This is a genomic window from Helicobacter sp. TUL, assembly GCF_002287135.1.
In the GTDB taxonomy this organism is placed as follows: Bacteria; Campylobacterota; Campylobacteria; order Campylobacterales; family Helicobacteraceae; genus Helicobacter_F.
This window is the reverse complement of record NZ_NESU01000003.1, coordinates 45,230-65,765: the sequence shown is the minus strand read 5'-3', so window position 1 is coordinate 65,765 and position 20,536 is coordinate 45,230. Positions and strand designations below refer to the sequence as shown.

Here is a 20,536-nt window from a genome sequence, read left to right as displayed (position 1 = left end):
ATTCAAAGTTTAATCTACAAAAAAGAGGATATATGTGTGAAATAGCGTGTGTAGTGCTATGTGGTGGCAAAAGTAGTCGTATGGGATGCGATAAAGCATTGCTACCTTTTGGTAACAAGGATTTGGCACATTTTATGTATGATACTTACAGCAACATATTCCCACATATATTGTTGTGTTGCAAAACTCCAAAGCCACAGCTTAAACTCCCAATGATTATAGAATCTAGCACCCAACACAACCACAACGCGCACACAAACACAACAAAAGATATGGCTTTTTCACCGCTTTATGGCATTGCGTGTGCGCTACAAAACCTCACAGGCGATTATGTTGCTTTTGTGAGCGTAGATACACCATTTCTCAAACCCCAAACCTTGCAGAATCTAGCCAAACAAGTGCAAGATCTTAGGGCAAATGGAGGCTATATCGTGCAAGTTGATGAAACAAATGCTATAGTGCATGAGCATTTTTTGCTTTCTGTGTGGCATAAAAACACACTAGATTCACTACATCATGCCATACAAACACAAAATTTTCGTGTGGGTGAACTTGTGAAACATCTAGGTTTTCTCACATACAATGTGTATGATACCCTGCTATCATATAATCTTAATACCCCACAAGATTATCAATTAGCACTCACACAGCTACACTCCCAACATATCTGCGATAATATATAAAATCTTGTCTTTGTTATGTTGCGTATTGTATGTGTATGCAAGAGTATGGGCTTTTGCTTTGTATGCTGCAATCTCATCGCGCCTAAGCGCTAAGAGTGTCTCTACTAACGAATCTATGCTATAGTCTTTTGAACACACACCACAAGACTCTTTAGCCATAAATTGCTTAATCTCGCTAAGTGGGGTTGAAACGACACAAAGTCGCGCCTGTATGTATTCAAAAAATTTATTTGGCAAACAATGCATAAGATTAAAAGTCGTGGGAAAAAATGGGATAAGTCCTATATCAAATCTGTGAGAAAATGGCACGATTTGCTCAAGTGACACTGGGGGTAAAAATATGAGATTGCTAGGTGCTTTTGTGCGCAGAGATTCTAAAAACTTAGGCTGATTGCTTAGTACCATTGTATACAATACATACTCGCTTGGAAGTTTGTGCGCTAACTCGATAAGATTCTGGCTGCTTCTATCAGGACTCACAAACCCATGATAGAGAATCTCTATAGGGGTGCCAAGTGGCGTAGGAGAGAAGTCATATAATGGTGGGAGCGACAAAAAGAGACTAGATTGTATCCCAAAGTTTTCATAATACGCACGCGCTATGCCCTCACTCACACACAATGCCCTATCTACTTGTGGCAAATACACTGCACACAAATGATAAAAAAATAAGCCAAAACTCTCTAGCCACTCTTTGCTGTTTTCATACTCTAGTAGATAATATTCTCGTAAATCTATGAGAATCTTTGCTTGTGGGTGCGTAAGTCTATATTCAAGCGCAAAAGGCAAAAGCGTTATGTCTTCTACAATCAAAAGTTGCTGTGGTGGCAAAGCAGCAAGATATTCTCTAATGCACAAACGATTGGGCGTAAAAATAAGTTTTTCAAAGGCGCCATTTTGGCAATATTCTCTAATGGCTTGGTTTTGTTGTGGTGTGCGATCTTTGGCAGTTGGCATTGCAGGAAAACTAAAGGTATGCACCCCATCAATGGGCGTGCATTCTTTGGCAATAACACTAAGCCTATAGGTATGTTTTATCATCTCAATAAGTCGTGCTGGACGCGGTCTTTTGCTGACATCAAAATCGCATAAAATCGTAATATTAGCAACCATTGTTTGCACCTATAATCTTGCCCTGTGGCAAAATACACACAGACTTTTGTTTTGTGTTTTTGCTAAGTCGCACTTCATAAGGACTTATAAATGCTAATGGTGTTTTGGCACAATACACAAACCCCAAAGAATCAAAATGCACACGCCCACTCTCGCGCTCCCCACACACGCTAGGAGAAAAAATCTCCATATACCCTATTCCTAGATTCTCACCCAAACGCGCATTGATAGAAAGATTGTTTTTACAATCAAAAGATGTATTTGTATTGTTATAACCACTTATACATCGGCGTGTGCTATCCATAGCAATAATATCTCCTGCCATAGGACGAGAATCAAAATCCGTGCTTAGTGAATCTCGTGGCGTATCAACATAAAGCGAAAAGCTTGAAGTCGCATATATCTTTCCTATATGAAATTGCACCTGCCATAAGGCATTTTTAGAATATGCCATAAGCTTCTTTGGATTCACCGAAGGATAGAGCGTATGGAGTGTATCTACTTGCGCGCTATGGGTAAAATGCCTGTGATCTGTGAGTGCTAGAATCTGGGCATTTTGCAATTCATATAAGAGTGTGTGTTGCGCGACAAATAGGCTTTGATTCTGTCTTGGGAGGCTAAAGACAAACGCAATAGCCACAAGTGCAAAAACAAGCAAAAGCTCAATGAGATTCATATTAGCGCCTAATACTATGGTGTGGCGCTAGGCTTATGCGATGGTGCTTGGGAAAGGATTTCATAATATGCCACTGCCTTACCTAAATACTCTATGGCTATATCATAGTGCGTAGAATCTGTTGTGCGTTGCAAGAGTTTTGGCGAATCATTGCTAATGCCATAAAAACGCAATTGTAACTCTAGGCGTTTATCCGGAGTTGTGATTGCATGAATCCCCATAGAATGCAGCTTATGTGCCAAATCCTTGCCATAATAATACGATTTTGCAAAATGTGTTTTTACATCAAGAAAATATACAAGCTTATTGGCATATAGCACGCCTGTTTGCAAACACGCAAGAGCGATGATACCAACCAATCGCGCAATATATGGTTTGCGAAATTGTGGCAAACGCACTCGTATATCGCTTACAAATCGTTTTATAAGCACTGGCAAAGCTACAACACTCATAGGAATAAGGGTAGCTATATCCACCTTTTGTCGCAAAGAAAGTATAAGCACAAACACAATTGCACTCAAGCTCACATAACTCATAAAATCATCATAACGCTTGATAGAATAAATAAGTGAATACACATAATACACAAGTAATAATGGTGAAAACAAAAAGATAAGCCCACCCAATGTATCCAAAAAATAACTCTGTGGATGTCCGCTCACATCAATACCAAAGAGATTCATATTAATCGCAAAACACGCAAGCGCAAAAACCATATAATATGTGTGTCTTTGGCGTAACGCATAAAAAAACATTCCCAAAAACAACACGCTACACCCAGCATCTAAAAATACACCTATGGTAGGAAGGATATATGCATTGCGTTTGAATCTAAGCTGCCAATACACACAAACAAGCGCAATACTCATAATAATAGTGGCCTTAGAAATAATCACAGAGCTAAAAACCACCCCCGGCAATATCATAAAGGTAAAAACACACAATAGCGCATCAGAGGGTTTTTTGAGATAGATTCGAGAAATTGCATAAAGCAGACACACATTGCATGTATGCAAGATTAAAAATGGTGCGCGCAGCGCAAAATCATTATGCCCAAAATGCTCATAAGAAAATCTCACCAAAGAAAACAGCCACCCTCTATCATAAAAAAATCCAAAGGCTTCTGTATGATGAATGCTCATCTCATTGATATTAAATAGCAAACTCGCAATGTGTGCGACAAGGAGGATAACAAAGAAAAATGTTGTGCGTAGAGTTTGCATAGCAACCTTTGTGGTATTTGGTGTTTTAGGATTGATTATAGCATATTAGAAACATATACACATAGCCACCATTATACATCTGCAAAATCCTTTGTAGGCAAGACTTTTGTTGTTTTGGCGCCAAGTTTTTTTAGAGATTCAAACCTTGAGGCAAGACTGCCCCTGCCACTTATAAGCTTAGAATCTATCTCATCACTTTGCTTTCCTAAACGCTCAATGAGTTTTTTTAGATTCATAAAATCCTCTGTAATGCCTACAAATTTATCATAAAACTTGCCTATCTCCTCAAAAGCACTTCGCACTTTTTCATCGCTTTGGATATGCACCCAACTTACTTCAATAGTTTTTAATGCCATAAAAAGCGTGTGAGGAGTCGTAAGATACACCTTTTTTGTATATGCGTATTGATAGATTCCATTATCTACGCTTAGTGCAAGATCAAGAATATTTTGATAAGGAATAAATAACAACACAAATTCATATGTATGGGATTGAAAATTTGCGTAAGGCTTTTTGGCTAATTCATCAATACGATTTTTGAGATTGCGTGCAATTTCTTGGCACACATTCACATCAACAGATTGGAAGCTAAAATCATTTGGTAGCGGAAACTTAGAATCTATAATAATACTTTTTTGCTTATCCAAATACACTACCGCATCAGGACGATACCCACTGCCTTCAAGGCTAAAATGCTCTTGGAGTTTGTATTGTTCTCCCTCAATTAATCCGCTATGCTCCAAAACATTTTTTAGCTGAATCTCGGCAAAGTTGCCACGGATTTTCTTATCGCCCTTTAGAATCTGCGCGAGTTTATCTGCATTTTGTCCTATATCTTGAGTATATGCAAACATATTTTTGATATTCGTTTCTAGCTTGGTTTCATTAGCTATCAAGTGTTCTTTGTATTCACGCATACTCTCACGCACAGGAGCAAACACAGATTCTAAAATCTTCTTAGAATCTTCCATAAGATAGAGTTTGTTTTGTTGGAGCATACCTTGAGATTGAATCTGTAATGATTGGGCAAATTCACTCTTGAGTGTGGCAAGATTTTGGGCATATGTTTGCTCAAGGGTTTGCAAAAGTGTCGCATTAGAATCCATATACGCCTGCAATCTAGCATTTTCTTGCAATAGCTTTGTGTATTGTTCGCTAGATTCTCTAATTTTAGTTTGTAGTATCTGTTCGTTATGTATAAGTGTTTGATTGTGTGTAAGCAGTGTCTGTAAATCCTTGCGCAATGTAGCGTTTTGGAATTTACTTCGCACAAGCACAGCACAAAGGACAATGACACACACTAGCAACAATCCAGCACAAATATATATTATTTGCATATCTTGTCCTTATTTGAGGCTTTCTTTGAGATTACTAAAATACACACACGCATTCTCCAATCCCATATCACAAGATTCCTGATAACACTCCAAAGCCTTCTTAGTATCTTGCTTTAGATTAATACCGCCATGCTCATAGAGTGATCCCAAAGAAAAACATGCGTTAGATTTATAAACTTCAAAATTCCCTTGACATTGTTTTTGGTGTGTGGTGTTGGCACAAGCTTGTTCGCGTGTATAAATATGGCAAGATTTTTCCATATATTGAGCCGCGATACTCCAATCTTTGAGTGTGCCACCAAGTCCAGATACATGCCACAATCCTATCTGATAACAGCTATTGACATCACCTAGTTCACAACCCTTTTGAAAAAAAAATACTGCTTTTGTAGGATTACGAGTTGCACCTTGAAGTCCGTGATCATAGTAAAAAGCAATATTTCCACACGCAATGCTGTCATTTTGTTCGCATTGCTGCAACAATTCTTCTGCTTGTTGAGTGAGAGTATCTTTTTGCATAAGAGCCAAAATTTTTTCGTGTAATACACAACCAGCCTCAAAATCCAATGTGCAAGATCTATAAGCGTATGTCTGAGCTTCATCTAAATTTTGTGCCGCTCCCTGTCCATTTTGATACATAAGCGCTACATTATAGCACCCATTCCCATCGGCATTAGAGCACGATTTATTATAAAACTGCAGGGCTTTGGTAAAGTCCTGCTTTTCCCCAACACCATAGCGATATGATGCTCCCAATGCCCTACACCCAAATGCAGAATCCAAATCACAAGCCTTTTTGGCGTATTTGACTATATAAGATTGTTTATTAGCCGCAATATTTTGAAAACTGCCTTCCCAAATCTCGGCTATAGCTAATTCACAAGCCTCTTTTTGTGTCATATCGGTATTGAGACTACCAGAGCAGATTAATCCATAACGCGTTTGTGTAAAAAAACTCTCGGGTATCTTACCCTCATAGGTTTTTTTGATAGAATCTACATAATCCCACTCTAAGATTCCAGATTCTAAGTTTGTGATACTTAAGATGATGTTGTATTGTATGATTGTTTTACTACCCAATTCTTTCACATCACTAGAAATTCTACCGCTTAGAGAATATTTTGGAGCAAGTAATGCCCCTTTTGGTATCACATCGCCAAACTCAAGCGTATTGCGCCTAGCACGGATAGTATCTAGCATGGGGTCAGTGTTTGAAGCATTACCAGCGATAGCATTAGTCAGAGTAAATACTTTAGAATCCTTAATATGCTGCAAAAATACGCGTGCCAACAATGTAGAATCTAATGTAAAATCTGCGAGATTATAAAAATCCGAAATTGCAAGAATTTTTTTATCCCCACCTTTTGTAACAAACTCAGAATGCAACAAATCATAACTAGCTAATTCACTAAATTGTGTAAGTTCCTCAAGACTTGGGGAAAGCGTGGAGTATTCAAGAGTATTAGCCAAAGCAACCGATGATGCATAGACATACAAGATTGCCAAAAGACGCGTAATAGATCGCATACATTACCTCAAAATTTTTATCTGCCATTATACTTAAAATTTTGTATAATGATTGTGCTAGAGTTACTAGGAGGAATGATGAGGATTTGGCTCAAATATTGTAATATCATATTATGTGTCATCGCTGCAATATTTGGGATATTTGTATTCCCACACAACAAAATCACTCAAGAAGTGCTTGATTTATTTCCAAACAATGCGCAACGAGAAATTATTGATGTGTATCGTGAATTCTCAAGTTCTCGCTATGTGCTTGTCGTAAGCAAGGGGTTTGATGAAAACTCAAAAAACACTCTTGAATCCTTTTTACAACGCGCACAATCCCTGCCAAATGTTGCCACAACCTTTACACACACAAAAACTCCACAAGCCTTGCAAGATTTTATCACTACACATTACATTGCTTTTGCCTATCCTCGCACAAATCCGGCACAAGTAGCATACACACCTGCTTATATTACAACCCATATCACACAAGGCGTGCAAACTCTGCTACAAACCAACAATACACATATCACGCAAGATTCTGCTACACAAGAGGGCTCTTTTAATCCTTATGATCCTCTTGGTTTATTTTATCTGCCACCTCAAGAGCAACAAACATTTATTGCCAAAGATTATGGGTTTTTGGGCATTGTAGAATTACGCAGTATAGAATCTAATGCTATACAACGCACAATCACAGACTTTGAATCTCTTGCCAAAGATTTTCCCACAATACGATATTTCTCCCAAAACTTTATGGATTCTATCAACCTATCTTTGACACTCAAGGAAACAGGATTTTTGCTCACTTTTTCATCAATTGTCTTTATTCTGTTGTATTTTGTCATTATTCGTATTCCTATGCTCACACTTAATAGCATTGCAACCTTAGTTTTTGCCAATATCGTGGCAATGTTTGTCGTGGCAAATGTCTATCCACACGTAACAATTATGGCACTAACCTTTGGTATGGGGATTAGCAATATCGCTATTGATTATATGATGCACCACAATTTTTTTGGACTCTATGCCACCAAACACAGAACATTTAATTATCCGGTTTTTTATGGCTATCTAACAACAATCATAGGCTTTGCAACCTGTCTTTTTATCCCCTTTCCTCTTTTGGCACAACTTTCGTTGTATGCGATTGTTTCGCTAAGCATAAGTTATGGTATGTTTGCCTTTGTGTATCCACGCATTGGGTTTAAAAATCCAAGATTTTTCCCTACATTAGCCAAATGGCGCACGCTAAAGATTCCTGTATTATGGTTTTTTGTGCTTTGTGTTATCAATACAGGAATTATTGCAACACATTTACATACAGATTTTGATCTCTCCAAATTAGGATACTACAACAAAGATTTAGAAATAGAGCGAGATTTTTTTGCCAACGCGTATAATCAAGATACAAGCCACATTCTCCTCTCTCATCAAAATACCCAAGGACTTATTGCACTTGCCAATGCCCTGCAAAACGCGCTAGATTCAAAAAACCATAACACGATCATACCACTTAGCCTCTTTCCAGATGCAAAACGCCTAAAGACACAAGAAGCCTTCTTGCAATCGCCTACTATACAACAAAACATCGCCACACTGCAACGCATGTTACCAAGCATACGCGCTAGTATTTTGGCACATAGTAGCCCTGACACACACCAAGCAATTTCTGCGCTTTTTGATGATATGACAAAGGCATATAACTTAAACAAACTTCAGGATTTATATAACCTCACACCAGCAATGCTTGATGAGATGGGCTTTCGTATCATTACACACAATGGCTTATTGTATTATCTTGCCAATATACACACCCAAAACTTGGCATTTATCCAAGAATTTGCCAAGGACACGCAAATCCAGAATCTAGGTAACATACAAACACAATCACTCCAAACCCTCCTTAGCCACATTACAGATTCTCTATATGTGCCTATGTTTGTCGTGCTAGGCATAGCATTATGTGCTATGCTTATAACAATCGCCATTAGCGTAAAAGGAGCATTTTTGGAATGTGCTATATTCGTGCTTTTTCCACTATCAAGTGCGCTTTGTGTGATTTCGCTACACACTCCTCTTAATATTTTGCATCTATTTGGGCTACTTATTCTTGTTGTTGTCAGCGTGGATTATGGAATCTATGCCACAAAAGAGGGGTTAAACTTACGCACAATGCACGCAATTTTTTTCTCTTCCATCACAACAGGCGTATCATTTGGAATTTTAATGCTTGGCAATACTAAAGCAATCGTATCCTTTGGTGAAGTGCTTTTTGTGGGTATGATGTGTATTTTGGCACTACTATTTTTACTCAAAAAGAAACCTTAGCATAAGAATATCAGGGATTCTTTGTAAGATTTATGCTTAAACTTAGTGTTTTTTGCTACAATCCATAGTTTATTTTCGATTTTTGTAGGAACTGGAGGGATTTAGGTGAGCAAGATTAGGCATTTTTTGACACTTAGAGACTTGAGCAAAGATGAGATTCTAGAAATCATTGATCTTGCACTACAAATCAAACAAGAATGGCAGAATCAAACACAGCCCTTGTATTTAGAACGCAAAACTTTGGGTATGGTCTTTGAAAAGTCTTCTACACGCACACGCGTAAGCTTTGAAGCAGGTATTTATCAGCTTGGTGGTATGGGAATCTTTCTCTCCAACAAAGATATACAGCTTGGACGTGGCGAACCTATCAAAGACACAGCGCGCGTTATAAGCTCTATGCTTGATATGGTGATGATGCGCACAAGCGATCACGCAAGAATAGAAGAATTTGCACAATACTCTAGTGTGCCTGTTATTAATGGATTGAGTGATGATTATCATCCAGTGCAACTTATGGCAGACTATATGACAATGGTAGAGTGTGGAATCTCTATGCCACACACAAGTAATTTTTATCCACGCACCCAAACCACACAAAAACCTATCGTAGCATATATAGGCGATGGCAATAATATGGCACATTCGTGGCTTTGGTTGTGTGCAAAGCTTGGGTTTGAGCTACGCATAGCTTCACCAAAGGGCTATGAACCAAAAGCCCATATTTTAAACCAAGCACTGCAAGAAGCCAAACACAGCGGAGCACAAATTTTAGTGTGTGATAATGTGCAAGTTGCCGTTAGTGGAGCAAATGTCGTTACGACTGATACATGGGCATCTATGGGACAAGAAGACCAAAAGCAGGAACGACAAAAAGCATTTAAGCAATATTGTGTCGATAGTGCTACAATGACACTTGCCAACAAAGATGCGATCTTTTTACACTGCCTACCAGCATATCGCGGACAAGAAGTAAGCGAGGAAGTGCTTGAAGGCACACAAAGCAAAGTATTTTTGGAAGCACAAAACCGCCTCCACGCCCAAAAAGGCATTATGGTATGGCTACAAAGGCAAAATGCATAATGAAATTCACAAAAAATGAGCTTTTACTTCAAGAAGATGTGCACCAACAATTTGGCGTAGGGTATCTAAGCAAAATTGATGATAAAAGCGCATTACTCAAACTCCAAGAAGGAAACCTCAATAACACGAAGGATATTTGGTTTTTGCAAGATAATGAAAATCACGAATTTGTCCTAATGCCTCAAGGTATGCTAAATACATTACTAAAGCGTATCAAAACGATTCAAGAAGAAAAGCTTTTTATGAAATTAGAGCGTGAGATTGCTGCACAAATGCCTATTGATTTTGATGATGCAATGAGTGTGGCACAAATGTATGTAGAATCTCATCGCCAAAGCGATGGCTCACTCCCTGCGCTCAATATCACTTCTGTGGTGCGTGATATAAAAAAACAACACCCAAACTTATTTTTTAATCTTGATGAATACATACTCAAACAAAAACAAGGTGTGAGCGATGATTGATTTTGAAAAGTTTGCTGCTTACTCTAAACCCGGTCCTAGATACACAAGCTATCCGACTGCTGTGGAATTCCATAACAATTTTTCTTCCAAAGAATATATAGAAAATCTCCAACTTAGTGATGAAAAATACGCCCACATACCGCTTTCTATATATGTGCATTTGCCATTTTGTCGATCTGCGTGTTATTTTTGTGGTTGCAATGTCGTCTATACAAGCAAAGAGGATAAAAAAACACGCTATATAGAATATTTCAAAAAAGAACTTGCTCTATTGGCAGATAAAACAAACACTAAAAGAGAAGTGGTGCAATTCCATTTTGGCGGTGGAACACCGACATTTTTCAATGCCGCCGAACTCCAAGAAGTCATAGAATCTATACGCGCAGTATTCCCTAATTTTTCTCCAAATGCTGAAATAAGCTGTGAAATCGATCCAAGACATTTCACTCAAGATCAAATGCAAGTATTACACGATGGCGGTTTTAATCGCCTAAGTTTTGGCGTGCAAGACTTTAACCCAAAAGTCCAAGAAGCCGTGCATAGACACCAAAGTCCAGAACTTGTGCAAAAAGCCGTAGAATTGGCGCGGAAATTTGGAATAGATTCTATTAACTTTGACCTCATCTATGGATTGCCATTTCAGAATCTTGAGAGCTTTAGACAAACGCTTGATACCGTCTTAGAACTTTCTCCAGAACGCCTAGCAATCTTTAACTACGCGCATGTGCCATGGATGAAAAAAACAATGCGCAAGATTGATGAAAGCACACTGCCATCACCACAGGAAAAACTTCAGATTCTCAAGCAAAGCATTGAAGTATTAGGATCAGCGGGTTATGAAATGATTGGCATGGATCATTTTGCTAAAAAAACCGATGAGCTATATCGTGCCAAAATACAAAAGCAATTACGCAGAAACTTCCAAGGCTACACAACCAAAGGGTTTTCGCAAACCATAGGTATTGGATTGACAAGCATTGGTGAGGGCGTGGAATATTACGCCCAAAACTACAAAGATATGACGATGTATGAAAAGGCTATCGATAATGGAATCTTGCCTATAGAGCGAGGAATCAAACTCACGCAAGAAGATAGGTTGCGCAAAAGTGTCATTATGGAACTTATGAACACCCTTAGCCTTGATTTCTCACACGCACAACAAGAATTTGGCATACATTTTAGTGATCATTTTGCGCGTGAATTAGCGCTTTTAGCCCCATACCAAGAAGCTGGATTGATTGAGGTTAGCAACAATGCGATCACAACCACACAAACTGGCGGAATGCTTATCCGCAATATCGCAATGTGCTTTGATGCCTATCTACAAGACACAACCCAACAAAAACGCTTTAGCAAAACAATCTAAAGGATAGCTATGTCGCCCTTTGATTTACAAAAAACTGCCTTTTCTTGCGTGAAATGCGGAAAATGTATCCCTGATTGCACCATTTATCAAGTTAATCGCGATGAAACCACATCGCCTCGAGGATTTTTGGATCTCCTTGGTGCTTACAAAGCTGGGCATTTGCCTCTAGATTCTACAAGCAAAAAAATCTTTGAGACTTGCTTTTTATGCACTACTTGTGTCACAAACTGCCCCTCAAGTCTCCCTGTAGATACCGCTATAGAATCTGTGCGCATTGACATCGCAAAAGAATTTGGTATAAGCTGGTATAAACGCTTATATTTTTTCTTGCTACGACACAGAAAAATAGCTGATCTTGTCTTTTCTTTTGTAGGATTTCTTGCGCCCTGCTTGTTTAAAGGAGATGCGACAAAAATAAGACTCCCTATAAAACGCAGCGTATTTCCGTTTGCCAAAAAATCCTTTTTGCAAAAATATGGCACACCAATGCCAAATACCACACCCCACCACAACACCATAACACCACAACACCTAGAATCTAGCACTGCCAAAAAACGTCGCGTGGCAATTTTTATCGGTTGCTTGGCAAATTATAATTATGTCAATGTTGGGGAAAGTTTGTTGAAAATCCTAAAAGCCTTAGACATAGAAGCCTTTGTCCCCAAATTTCAAGAATGCTGTGGCGCACCGGCATTTTTTACCGGCGATATACGCACTGTTACTACACTCATAAAACGCAACATTCAATATTTTGAAAGTTTTTGGGACGAAATCGAAGCGATGATAATCCCTGAAGCAACGTGTGCTGCGATGATTAAAGTAGATTGGAAACATGCGCTAGAACTTAGTGGTGAAGAATCTACATGGATAGAGCGTTTAGAGCGCCTTTTGCCAAAAATATTTATGACCAGCGAATGGCTTAGCGCAAAGACAGATATTCTCACACGACTTGATGACACACGCCAAGAATACGCTATCACATATCACGATCCTTGCCATGCAAGAAAAGTGCTTGGTGTGTATAAACAACCTCGCGCATTACTAGCCAAAAATTTCACTATCAATGAAATGTCAGATTGCACACGCTGTTGTGGCTTTGGTGGGATTAGTATGCAAAGCTCTAATTACACCCTTACGCTCAAAGCAGGGATACCAAAAGCACAGAGTATCGACAAAAGCGGTGCACAGATTGTAAGCGCAGAATGTGGGGCATGCAGAATGCAACTCACAAATGCTCTAGATTCTATCAAATCGCCCGTGCGTGTGCTTCACCCACTAGAGCTTTTAGCTGACCAACTCCCATCTACATAACCCTAAAGTTTGTCTGAGAGATCTTGCATTATTGCTGCTTCATGCTCTTGGGTAGCAATAATCTTACGAGCGATCTGTTGTATTTGTGGATCTTTGGTGTAACTCAAAACAATTTTTGAAAATCTAATCGCACCTTGATGATGAGCAATCATTGCAAGAACAAAGTCTTTTTGAAAATTATCTGTAGGCTTTATCGCACCCATCGCATGCATCATTGTATTCATTGCTGTTGCATTAGCTTCTAAAAATGCATCATATGCGGACAAAGAAAGCTGTGTGTGAGAAAATGTATCATTCTCAAGCAAAGTATTAAACATTGCAATTTCTTCGGTTTGAGACTGAATGATATGTTGTGCTAGCGTTTTTAACGTATCATTTGTGACATATGGCAAAAGAATCGTAGCAGAATCTACCGCACCTTGATGATGCGGAATCATATCACGGAGATAATCGACCTCTACACTCTTAGATTCTGATAGATTTTGAGCCATCATAGGTATATGCATAGCCTCTAGTATAGTTTGGCTTAGCTGTTGTTGATCCATAGTATCATGAGAGTGTGTATGATGATGTGTATTGGCAAAAATCCAAGTCATAGCCAAGATTGCAAAACCTACCATTAAACGAAAAAGTGTCATCAAAATCCTTTTAAAATGTCGTGGGCGTATTGTATGAAGTAAATCTAAATGTGATATGTTTTGTGTAGAATATTTTTGTATAATTGCATTTTTATTGTGCTTGACCCCTTCATCTAGTGGCCAAGGATACCGCCCCTTCTAGGCGGTCACGCAAGTTCAAATCTTGCAGGGGTCGCCATTAGTTTTTGTCTTGGCTACCGCTCTCCTTTTTGGATTTTTCTTGCGTTTTTGGTGTCTGATCTTTTTGCCCAACCAAAGATTTTTTTTCTTGCTTTTTGTCTTTTTGGCGATCTAGCCTTAGTTTTTCTTTTAACGCTTTTGTTTTTTTGCGCTCCTTAAATTGCGCCAAAATGTCCTTTGTAGGATTATCGCTATAATGTTGGTATTCAGAATACTGCCACACAATATGTGGATCTGGGAGTAAGCAAACACGGGTTTGATCTTTGTCTTCATAATCGATTTTGCTTAACAAATCACGTGCAACATTTAGTCTAGCGCGTTTTTTATCATCAGTATTGACAATCACCCATGGACAAAAATGCGTATGTGTGCGCGCAAACATCTTCTCAAATGCCTCTGTATATTCATTCCAAAGCCCCAATGACTTATCATCAATAGGACTAAGTTTCCACATACGCAATGGATCTGTTTTGCGTCGCAAGATTCTGCGTTTTTGCTCCTCTTTGCCCACATCAAGAAAATATTTAAAAATCATCGTGCCACTAGCAATAATCATATTCTCAAGATTAGCTACTTGTGTAATGAATTCCTTATATTGTTCTTGTGTGCAAAAACCCATTACCTTTTCTACACCTGCACGGTTATACCAACTCCTATCATAAAACACAATCTCTCCACCACTAGGAAGCGTCGAAATATAACGCTTAAAATACCATTCGGTGCTTTCTGTTTCTGTAGGTTTTGAAAGTGCCACAGTGCGACAACCTCTAGGGTTAAGATGTTCGGTTAGTGCCTTTATCATGCCTCCCTTGCCTGCTGCGTCACGACCCTCAAAAATAATCATTATCTTTTTTTTGTATTTCTTGACCCAATTTTGCAATTTGCAAAGTTCAATATGAAGTTTTTGTAACTCTTCTTCATAAAAAGACTCTTTCATTCTGCCAGACTTCTTTTTATACACTTCCTTAATATCCAAGCTGTTTTCTGGACGAATCACAAGCTGTTGCTTAGTTTTTGACATACCAACTCCCCCTATAGTTTAGATTAGCTTTGAGAGTATAAAAAAATGCATTAATAAATGCTAAAATATCAAAATCCACAACTTACAAAATACCAAAAAGGTGCTGTTATGAAACATACGACTTCCTTTTTGCTTATGGGTATAGATTCTCTAAGCACTATTACACTCCTTGATACACTTGCAAAACAATATGCCATCATCTTAGAATCTAAAGATTTTTTTATCAAAGCCTCGCATAATAACAAAGCAACATTGCGCGCGTTTATTGATGAGGTGCATACACTCTTTGGTGCAAAACTGCTTCTTACTACAAATCTAGCCAAAACCGCCCTTACACTTCTTAAAAACACAAACCAAAAACTAAGCACAGCAGAAAGTTGCACCGGAGGATTATTAGCCTATGAATTTACCCAAATTAGCGGAGCATCAGAGGTATTTTTGGGTGGCGTGATAAGCTATGATAATAGCATTAAAGAATCTTGGCTAAGCGTAGATTCACAGGATTTACAAAGCTTTGGTGCAGTGAGTGAAGTGGTTGTCTCTCAAATGTGTAAGGGAATCTTGCATTTAAGTGGTGCAGACTTTGCCCTTGCTACAAGTGGTATCGCTGGACCAAATGGAGGAAGTGCACAAAAACCTGTGGGGCTTGTATATATAGGCGTGCAACAAAGAGGCAATGTCGCAAAAATAGAGCGACACATCTTTGCTGGTAATCGCAAAAGTGTGCAAAAACAAGCCGCACAAACCGCAATTCTTATGCTCATACGAGAGATTCTAGAATCCTAAATCCCTCATTCTATTTGTCTTGCACGATACTCACACTAAGTTGTAAAATCTCTGGGTGCTTGGCAATAAAGTCATTCATTTCTTTCAAGGAAAGATGAGAGATTTTAGCAATATCTTGTTTATGACTATCAAGTGGCATATTACGCATATAATTCATAAACTTAGCCTGTAGGCGTTGTGAGAGTGTCTCCTCGCCCAATGGCTCACTACCAAGGATAAAGGCTTTGGCAGAATCTAGTTCATCTTGTGTGATACCATTGCTCACAAACTCCTGCATAACTTCCTGCACGACTTTAAGAGCCTCATCTTTAGAATCTAAGCCTGTTTGGAGATATCCCACACCATAATTTACCACATCGCTTCCGCCTGTGATACTAAAATATGCACTATATGCTAAACCGCGCTTGACACGCACTTCTTCCATTATGCGAGAGCCAAAGCCTGATGATCCTAACACAAAGCTCATCACTTTTGTTTTGTAGTTGTCTGTGGTTTTGGCATAAAATGGCGAGGCAAAATGTATGTAGGCTTGTTGGGTTTGTTTGGTCACAACTATTTCTTTTGGAGTTTTTCTTGGTGTTATTGAGGGCTTAGCAACCTTTGTGCCTACAGGTAAAAAACTAAGTTCTTTAGTGAGCTGATCTTTTAGTTCTTGTTGCTGCATATCACCACCTGCGACAATAATAAGGCGATTAAGCACGAGATTTTGACGCAAATACTGCTCAATATCCTCTAGCGTTATAGAATCTACACTTGCTATATCTCCCATACTAGGATATTCCATAGGTGTATTTTCAAAAAATATCGCATCAAGGTTTGTGTGTGCGACATAATCAAAGTCATTTTCCTTGCGTAAAATGGTGGCTTTGGTGATGTCTTTTAGCTTTGCAAGGCTTTCTTGTGTGATATTTGGATCTTTGAGCAAATCCACAAGGCACGAAAGTGCGAAGTCTTGTTGTTCTTTTAAAAATGAAAGTTCAAAACTCAATGTTTGCATGCCAGAGCCCACATTAAGTGTGATAGCTTTGGATTCTAGCTTGTCTGCAAATGCAATATTTCCAAGCGTATATGTGCCTTCATTAAGCAATCCAGAGGCAAGATTTGCAAGTCCTGCCTTTGCTTCTTTGGTGTTTTTTGGATTTGCTATCACATCTTTGGCATTGATAGCATCATACATACTGCCCGCGCCTTGAAATACAAGTCTAATCTCCCCCACAGGAAGCAGATCGCTTTGCTCAAAAATAAGTGGCACATCGACATCATTAATGCGCACATATTCCACTTGAGAATCTTTGGGTTCAAGATAGTGATTGCTTTTTAAAACCATATACAAACCTCCAATAAATAGCAAAAAGCCAAAAATACCACGATATACTTTCCTTGACATAGGTTTTACTCCCTAATAACGCTGCAAAATCTCATAAGCGGTATTGCGTTTAGCAGGGTTATAGCCCAAATCCTTGATAAGCGCTATCATTTCTTTTTCATTCATAGAATGACTAGCACCAGCCGAAGACACAACATTTTCTTCCATCATTGTGCTTCCTAAATCATTTGCGCCAAAAAGCAAGGCTAATTGTCCAATATAAGGACCTTGTGTTACCCAAGAGCTTTGGATATTTGTAAAATTATCAAGATAAATTCTGCTACATGCCAAAAGACGCAGATATCTATGTGAGCTTGCGCATTTTATATCAGGAAATTCCTCTTTAAGCGGAGTGTTGTTTGGCTGAAAACTCCACAAAATAAATGCCCTAAAGCCGTGATATTTGTCCTGGAGATTGCGTAATGCCTCCCAATGCGCAACAATATCTTCATCAGATTCTACACTGCCAAACATCATTGTAGCAGTCCCTTTCATACCGATTTTATGCGCCTCTTCATGCACTTCTAGCCACTCACGAGTATCAAGTTTTTTTGGTGCGATAATATCACGCACTCTATCACTTAGAATCTCTGCACCTGCACCAGGCACAGAACTAAGCCCTACTGCTTGCAAACGCTTTAATACTTCTGGAATGGTGATTTGTGAGACTTTGGCAATGTAATTAATCTCAATAGCCGAAAAGCCGTGTATTGTGATTTGTGGATATTTTTGGTGAATGTGGCTTACGAGATCTTCATACCATTCTATTTTTAGTTTAGGGTGCACGCCACCTTGGAAGAGAATCTGCGTGCCACCAATGGCGATAAGCTCCTCAATTTTGGCATCAATCTCATCAAAACTCAAAATATACACACCCTCTTCATTAATGCGTCGCTTAAAAGCACAAAACTTGCAATCCACCCAACAAATATTTGTGTAATTGATGTTTCTATCTACAACAAATGTGATTGTCTTGCTTGGGTGTAGTGCGTCTCGAATCTGTGTGGCGCGTATGCCCAAATCTTTGAGTGAAGCATTTTTCATCAAATCCAAAATCTCTGCATTGCTCACGCGCTTTTGCGTAAGAATTGGTGTAGTGCTCATATGCTATCTCCTTTAGTGATTCTAAAATCTCGTGCCCATAGTAAATTCAAATGTCGAAGTATAATCATTTGGTGCAGGATTAATCGCCCTAGGGAATACAAGCACCAAAGGTCCAATAGGGCTCACCCACTCTATAGCCAATCCCCATGATTGTCGCATTGTCTCATTGATTGAATCCACGCCTATCATACCATAATCATAGAAAACCGCTAAGCGCATCTGTGCTTTTTCCAAGATTCCATAACTTAACTCCACAGAGTTTGTCATCATATAATTACCACCCACACGAATACCTTGTGGATAGCTACTTGTATAATAGCGTGGCGTAAGAGAGCTTATTTGATACCCACGAACACTCGTGATACCACCCATATAAAATTTACTTGTAATAGGCGTATATCCATGATCGATAATCATACCTGCTTGCATCTTGTAGCGTGCGATAAGATCCAAGCCTATGAGACTTTTTAGATGTTTGTAAGCAGCAAATTTCCCATAAAGCTTACTATATTTCTCTTGACCACCAAGCCCAGCATATTCCAAATATGCAGAAGCGATGATACCATTTTTGGGGAAGTAATAATCATCGGTGTTATCAAAGTAAATACTTGGACTAATAGCGCTCTTTAGCGGTGCATCAAGTGGAGTTACGCCATTTTTATAAACTTCTTGGAAATACTGCATATATGCATTGCCTGTAGCTTCTTGATAGAATCCTAAGATTCTTGTGGTGCTTAGCGTATAACCCAAAGAAACCCTAAAGGTATCGGTGATCAAGCGCCCAAAGTTTATGCTTCCACCCACGGTTTGTTCGCGATAATCCCAGTTCCAATATGTCGAAACAAATCCACTCACAGATTCACTATATTCAGAATCTAAAATACGCGGATTGGTAAGCGTGAGGTTAAAAAGCTGCCTACGATATGACCAATCCACATAAAGCTGTCCGCTATGCCCTGTCCCAAAGAGATTTCTCTCTCTAATAGAGGCATTAAGCATAAGCCTATCATAGCTTCCATATCCAAACCCAAACATAAGCTCACCAGTGCGCGCTTCTTGGACACTCACAAGCAAATCCATAGAATCTTCGCTTACCCTACGCTCCTCAATCTCGACCTTATCGAAATATCCCAAGCGTTTTAGGGCGTTTTCGGATCGGCGTAATTGTGAGAGAGAATACTCATCACCGGGTGCCAAGAGTAATTCGCGTCGAATAATCTTATCAGCAGTTCGCGTATTACCTGTGATAATCACATCATTTATTTTAACTTTCTGTCCTATTTGCACATAATAAATAACCTTGACTTCAGAATCTGCTGTATTTTTATCCAAATCAGGAGACACACGCGTAAAGGCATAACCCAAATCCGCAACTTCTTGCTTGATAATATCCATATCTGCACGCAGATTCTCTATATTAAAATACTCGTTTTTTTGAATCTTAAGTTTTTTAAGAAGCGTTTCTTCTGAAAGCACGGGATCTTGCAAAACAATTTTTACATCAGAAATCTTATAACGCTCACCCTCTTGTATCTTATAATATAATTGTGCGCTATAGTCATTAAAATCCGCCTCCAAAAAGGCTGGAGAGACATTTGCGTCCAAAAAGCCTTTGCGCATATATGCATCTTGGATTCTCGCGCTATCAAATTCCAAATCATTGAGCTTTAGTTTCCCATCATTGCGTCCCCACAACCACCCTGCAAATTGCTTTTCTCTATTGGCTGCGAGCTCTTGAACTTCACTCATGCTTAATTTTTCACGCCCTTGATAATATGCCTTGGTAATGATGATATTTTCACCTTGATTAACATTCAATGTAATAGCATAAGCATCATCACTTCCTATGGGCGTAAGCTCTTCGCTAATCACGCTACCATAATAGCCCTGATATTCTAGGACCGTCTTAATAATAAGCTTGGCGCGCTCTAGCTTGACTTCATCATAACTATCACCCTTTTTGATACCAATCTGATTATACAAAGTTTCTTTTTCTTGCTCATTACCATAGCCCTTAATCTCCACACTTGCGACTTTAGGGCGTTGTTTAAAATGAAAGGTTAAAACCCCATTATCAAAAGTCGCATATACATCAGAAAAATACCCTTGTTGAAAAAACGCAATAACTGCATCATCAACTTTATCTATATCAAGTGTATCACCTGGCTTTATTTTTGAAATTTCTGTCGCAAGAGTGTCAGATATAGAAGTGCTACCCTCATAGCGAACAGCAGTAATTTGCGCACCATAGACACTACTTACACATAACAATAAAAATAATAGTATTAGATATTTTTTCATAGGCTTACGAATTCTCTCATACTTAGATTCTTGCACTCCAAACT

The 20,536-nt window shown here is 38.8% G+C and carries 17 protein-coding genes and 1 tRNA gene; 8 read left to right on the top strand and 10 right to left on the bottom strand.

Annotated elements, in window-relative coordinates:
• The first annotated feature begins 32 nt into the window (after positions 1–32).
• Positions 33–683 (top strand): NTP transferase domain-containing protein, encoded by a 651-nt coding sequence (locus B9T66_RS02380; protein ID WP_095627400.1) that lies wholly within the window; start codon positions 33–35, stop codon positions 681–683.
• On the opposite strand, the gene B9T66_RS02375 is transcribed toward B9T66_RS02380, so the two are convergent.
• The 5 genes from B9T66_RS02375 to B9T66_RS02355 all read right to left on the bottom strand — a co-directional run bounded on the left by B9T66_RS02375 (position 651) and on the right by B9T66_RS02355 (position 6,559).
• Positions 651–1,796 carry a capsular biosynthesis protein gene (locus B9T66_RS02375; RefSeq protein WP_095627399.1) on the bottom strand — a complete coding sequence of 382 codons (1,146 nt, stop codon included), beginning with the start codon at positions 1,794–1,796 and terminating at the stop codon, positions 651–653. The two genes, B9T66_RS02380 and B9T66_RS02375, sit on opposite strands and share 33 nt — an antisense overlap.
• Positions 1,786–2,472 (bottom strand): pilus assembly FimT family protein, encoded by a 687-nt coding sequence (locus B9T66_RS02370; RefSeq protein ID WP_095627398.1) that lies wholly within the window; start codon positions 2,470–2,472, stop codon positions 1,786–1,788. Before B9T66_RS02370 ends, B9T66_RS02375 begins: the two co-directional genes overlap by 11 nt.
• A 14-nt stretch (positions 2,473–2,486) precedes the next feature.
• A complete protein-coding gene (locus B9T66_RS02365; protein WP_095627397.1) occupies positions 2,487–3,695 on the bottom strand; it encodes a hypothetical protein in 1,209 nt (402 codons plus the stop codon).
• A 71-nt stretch (positions 3,696–3,766) separates the two neighbouring features.
• A complete protein-coding gene (gene rmuC / locus B9T66_RS02360) occupies positions 3,767–5,032 on the bottom strand; it encodes a DNA recombination protein RmuC (RefSeq protein WP_095627396.1) in 1,266 nt (421 codons plus the stop codon).
• Between the two features lie 9 nt (positions 5,033–5,041).
• Complete coding sequence (locus B9T66_RS02355; RefSeq protein WP_095627395.1) at positions 5,042–6,559, bottom strand: SEL1-like repeat protein; 1,518 nt, start codon at positions 6,557–6,559, stop codon at positions 5,042–5,044.
• A 78-nt stretch (positions 6,560–6,637) separates the two neighbouring features.
• Here B9T66_RS02355 and B9T66_RS02350 point away from each other — a divergent pair, with 78 nt between their 5' ends.
• The 5 genes from B9T66_RS02350 (at position 6,638) to B9T66_RS02330 (ending at position 13,096) form a co-directional block, all read left to right on the top strand.
• On the top strand, positions 6,638–8,875 hold the full coding sequence (locus B9T66_RS02350; RefSeq protein ID WP_095627394.1) for a hypothetical protein: 2,238 nt from the start codon (positions 6,638–6,640) through the stop codon (positions 8,873–8,875).
• A gap of 114 nt (positions 8,876–8,989) precedes the next feature.
• Positions 8,990–9,955: an ornithine carbamoyltransferase gene (gene argF, locus B9T66_RS02345; protein ID WP_095627464.1), complete on the top strand. Its 966-nt coding sequence runs from the start codon at positions 8,990–8,992 to the stop codon at positions 9,953–9,955.
• On the top strand, positions 9,955–10,419 hold the full coding sequence (locus B9T66_RS02340; RefSeq protein WP_180763315.1) for a DUF2603 domain-containing protein: 465 nt from the start codon (positions 9,955–9,957) through the stop codon (positions 10,417–10,419). The genes argF and B9T66_RS02340 overlap by 1 nt, the downstream gene beginning before the upstream one ends.
• Positions 10,412–11,785, top strand: a complete 1,374-nt coding sequence (hemN, locus tag B9T66_RS02335; RefSeq protein WP_095627392.1) for an oxygen-independent coproporphyrinogen III oxidase — start codon at positions 10,412–10,414, stop codon at positions 11,783–11,785. Before B9T66_RS02340 ends, hemN begins: the two co-directional genes overlap by 8 nt.
• Positions 11,786–11,794: 9 nt before the next feature.
• A complete protein-coding gene (locus B9T66_RS02330; RefSeq protein WP_095627391.1) occupies positions 11,795–13,096 on the top strand; it encodes a (Fe-S)-binding protein in 1,302 nt (433 codons plus the stop codon).
• 2 nt (positions 13,097–13,098) lie between these two features.
• On the opposite strand, the gene B9T66_RS02325 is transcribed toward B9T66_RS02330, so the two are convergent.
• Positions 13,099–13,734, bottom strand: a complete 636-nt coding sequence (locus B9T66_RS02325; RefSeq protein ID WP_095627390.1) for a DUF305 domain-containing protein — start codon at positions 13,732–13,734, stop codon at positions 13,099–13,101.
• Between the two features lie 102 nt (positions 13,735–13,836).
• On the opposite strand from B9T66_RS02325, the gene B9T66_RS08815 reads away from it, so the two are divergent.
• Positions 13,837–13,912, top strand: a tRNA-Glu gene (locus B9T66_RS08815).
• Here the strand turns inward: B9T66_RS08815 and ppk2 are convergent.
• Positions 13,913–14,935 (bottom strand): polyphosphate kinase 2, encoded by a 1,023-nt coding sequence (ppk2, locus tag B9T66_RS02320; RefSeq protein WP_095627389.1) that lies wholly within the window; start codon positions 14,933–14,935, stop codon positions 13,913–13,915.
• A gap of 108 nt (positions 14,936–15,043) precedes the next feature.
• On the opposite strand from ppk2, the gene B9T66_RS02315 reads away from it, so the two are divergent.
• Positions 15,044–15,721 carry a nicotinamide-nucleotide amidohydrolase family protein gene (locus tag B9T66_RS02315; protein ID WP_257874571.1) on the top strand — a complete coding sequence of 226 codons (678 nt, stop codon included), beginning with the start codon at positions 15,044–15,046 and terminating at the stop codon, positions 15,719–15,721.
• 10 nt (positions 15,722–15,731) lie between these two features.
• Here B9T66_RS02315 and B9T66_RS02310 read toward each other — a convergent pair whose 3' ends face one another.
• The 3 genes from B9T66_RS02310 to bamA are packed head-to-tail and all read right to left on the bottom strand — an operon-like array spanning position 15,732 to position 20,492.
• The gene (locus B9T66_RS02310; RefSeq protein ID WP_257874570.1) at positions 15,732–17,108 is read right to left on the bottom strand and encodes a M16 family metallopeptidase; all 1,377 of its coding nucleotides are present in this window, start codon (positions 17,106–17,108) and stop codon (positions 15,732–15,734) included.
• Between the two features lie 12 nt (positions 17,109–17,120).
• Complete coding sequence (locus tag B9T66_RS02305; RefSeq protein ID WP_095627388.1) at positions 17,121–18,191, bottom strand: dehypoxanthine futalosine cyclase; 1,071 nt, start codon at positions 18,189–18,191, stop codon at positions 17,121–17,123.
• Positions 18,192–18,212: 21 nt separating this feature from the next.
• Positions 18,213–20,492 (bottom strand): outer membrane protein assembly factor BamA, encoded by a 2,280-nt coding sequence (gene bamA / locus B9T66_RS02300; RefSeq protein ID WP_095627387.1) that lies wholly within the window; start codon positions 20,490–20,492, stop codon positions 18,213–18,215.
• Between the last annotated feature and the right edge of the window lie 44 nt (positions 20,493–20,536).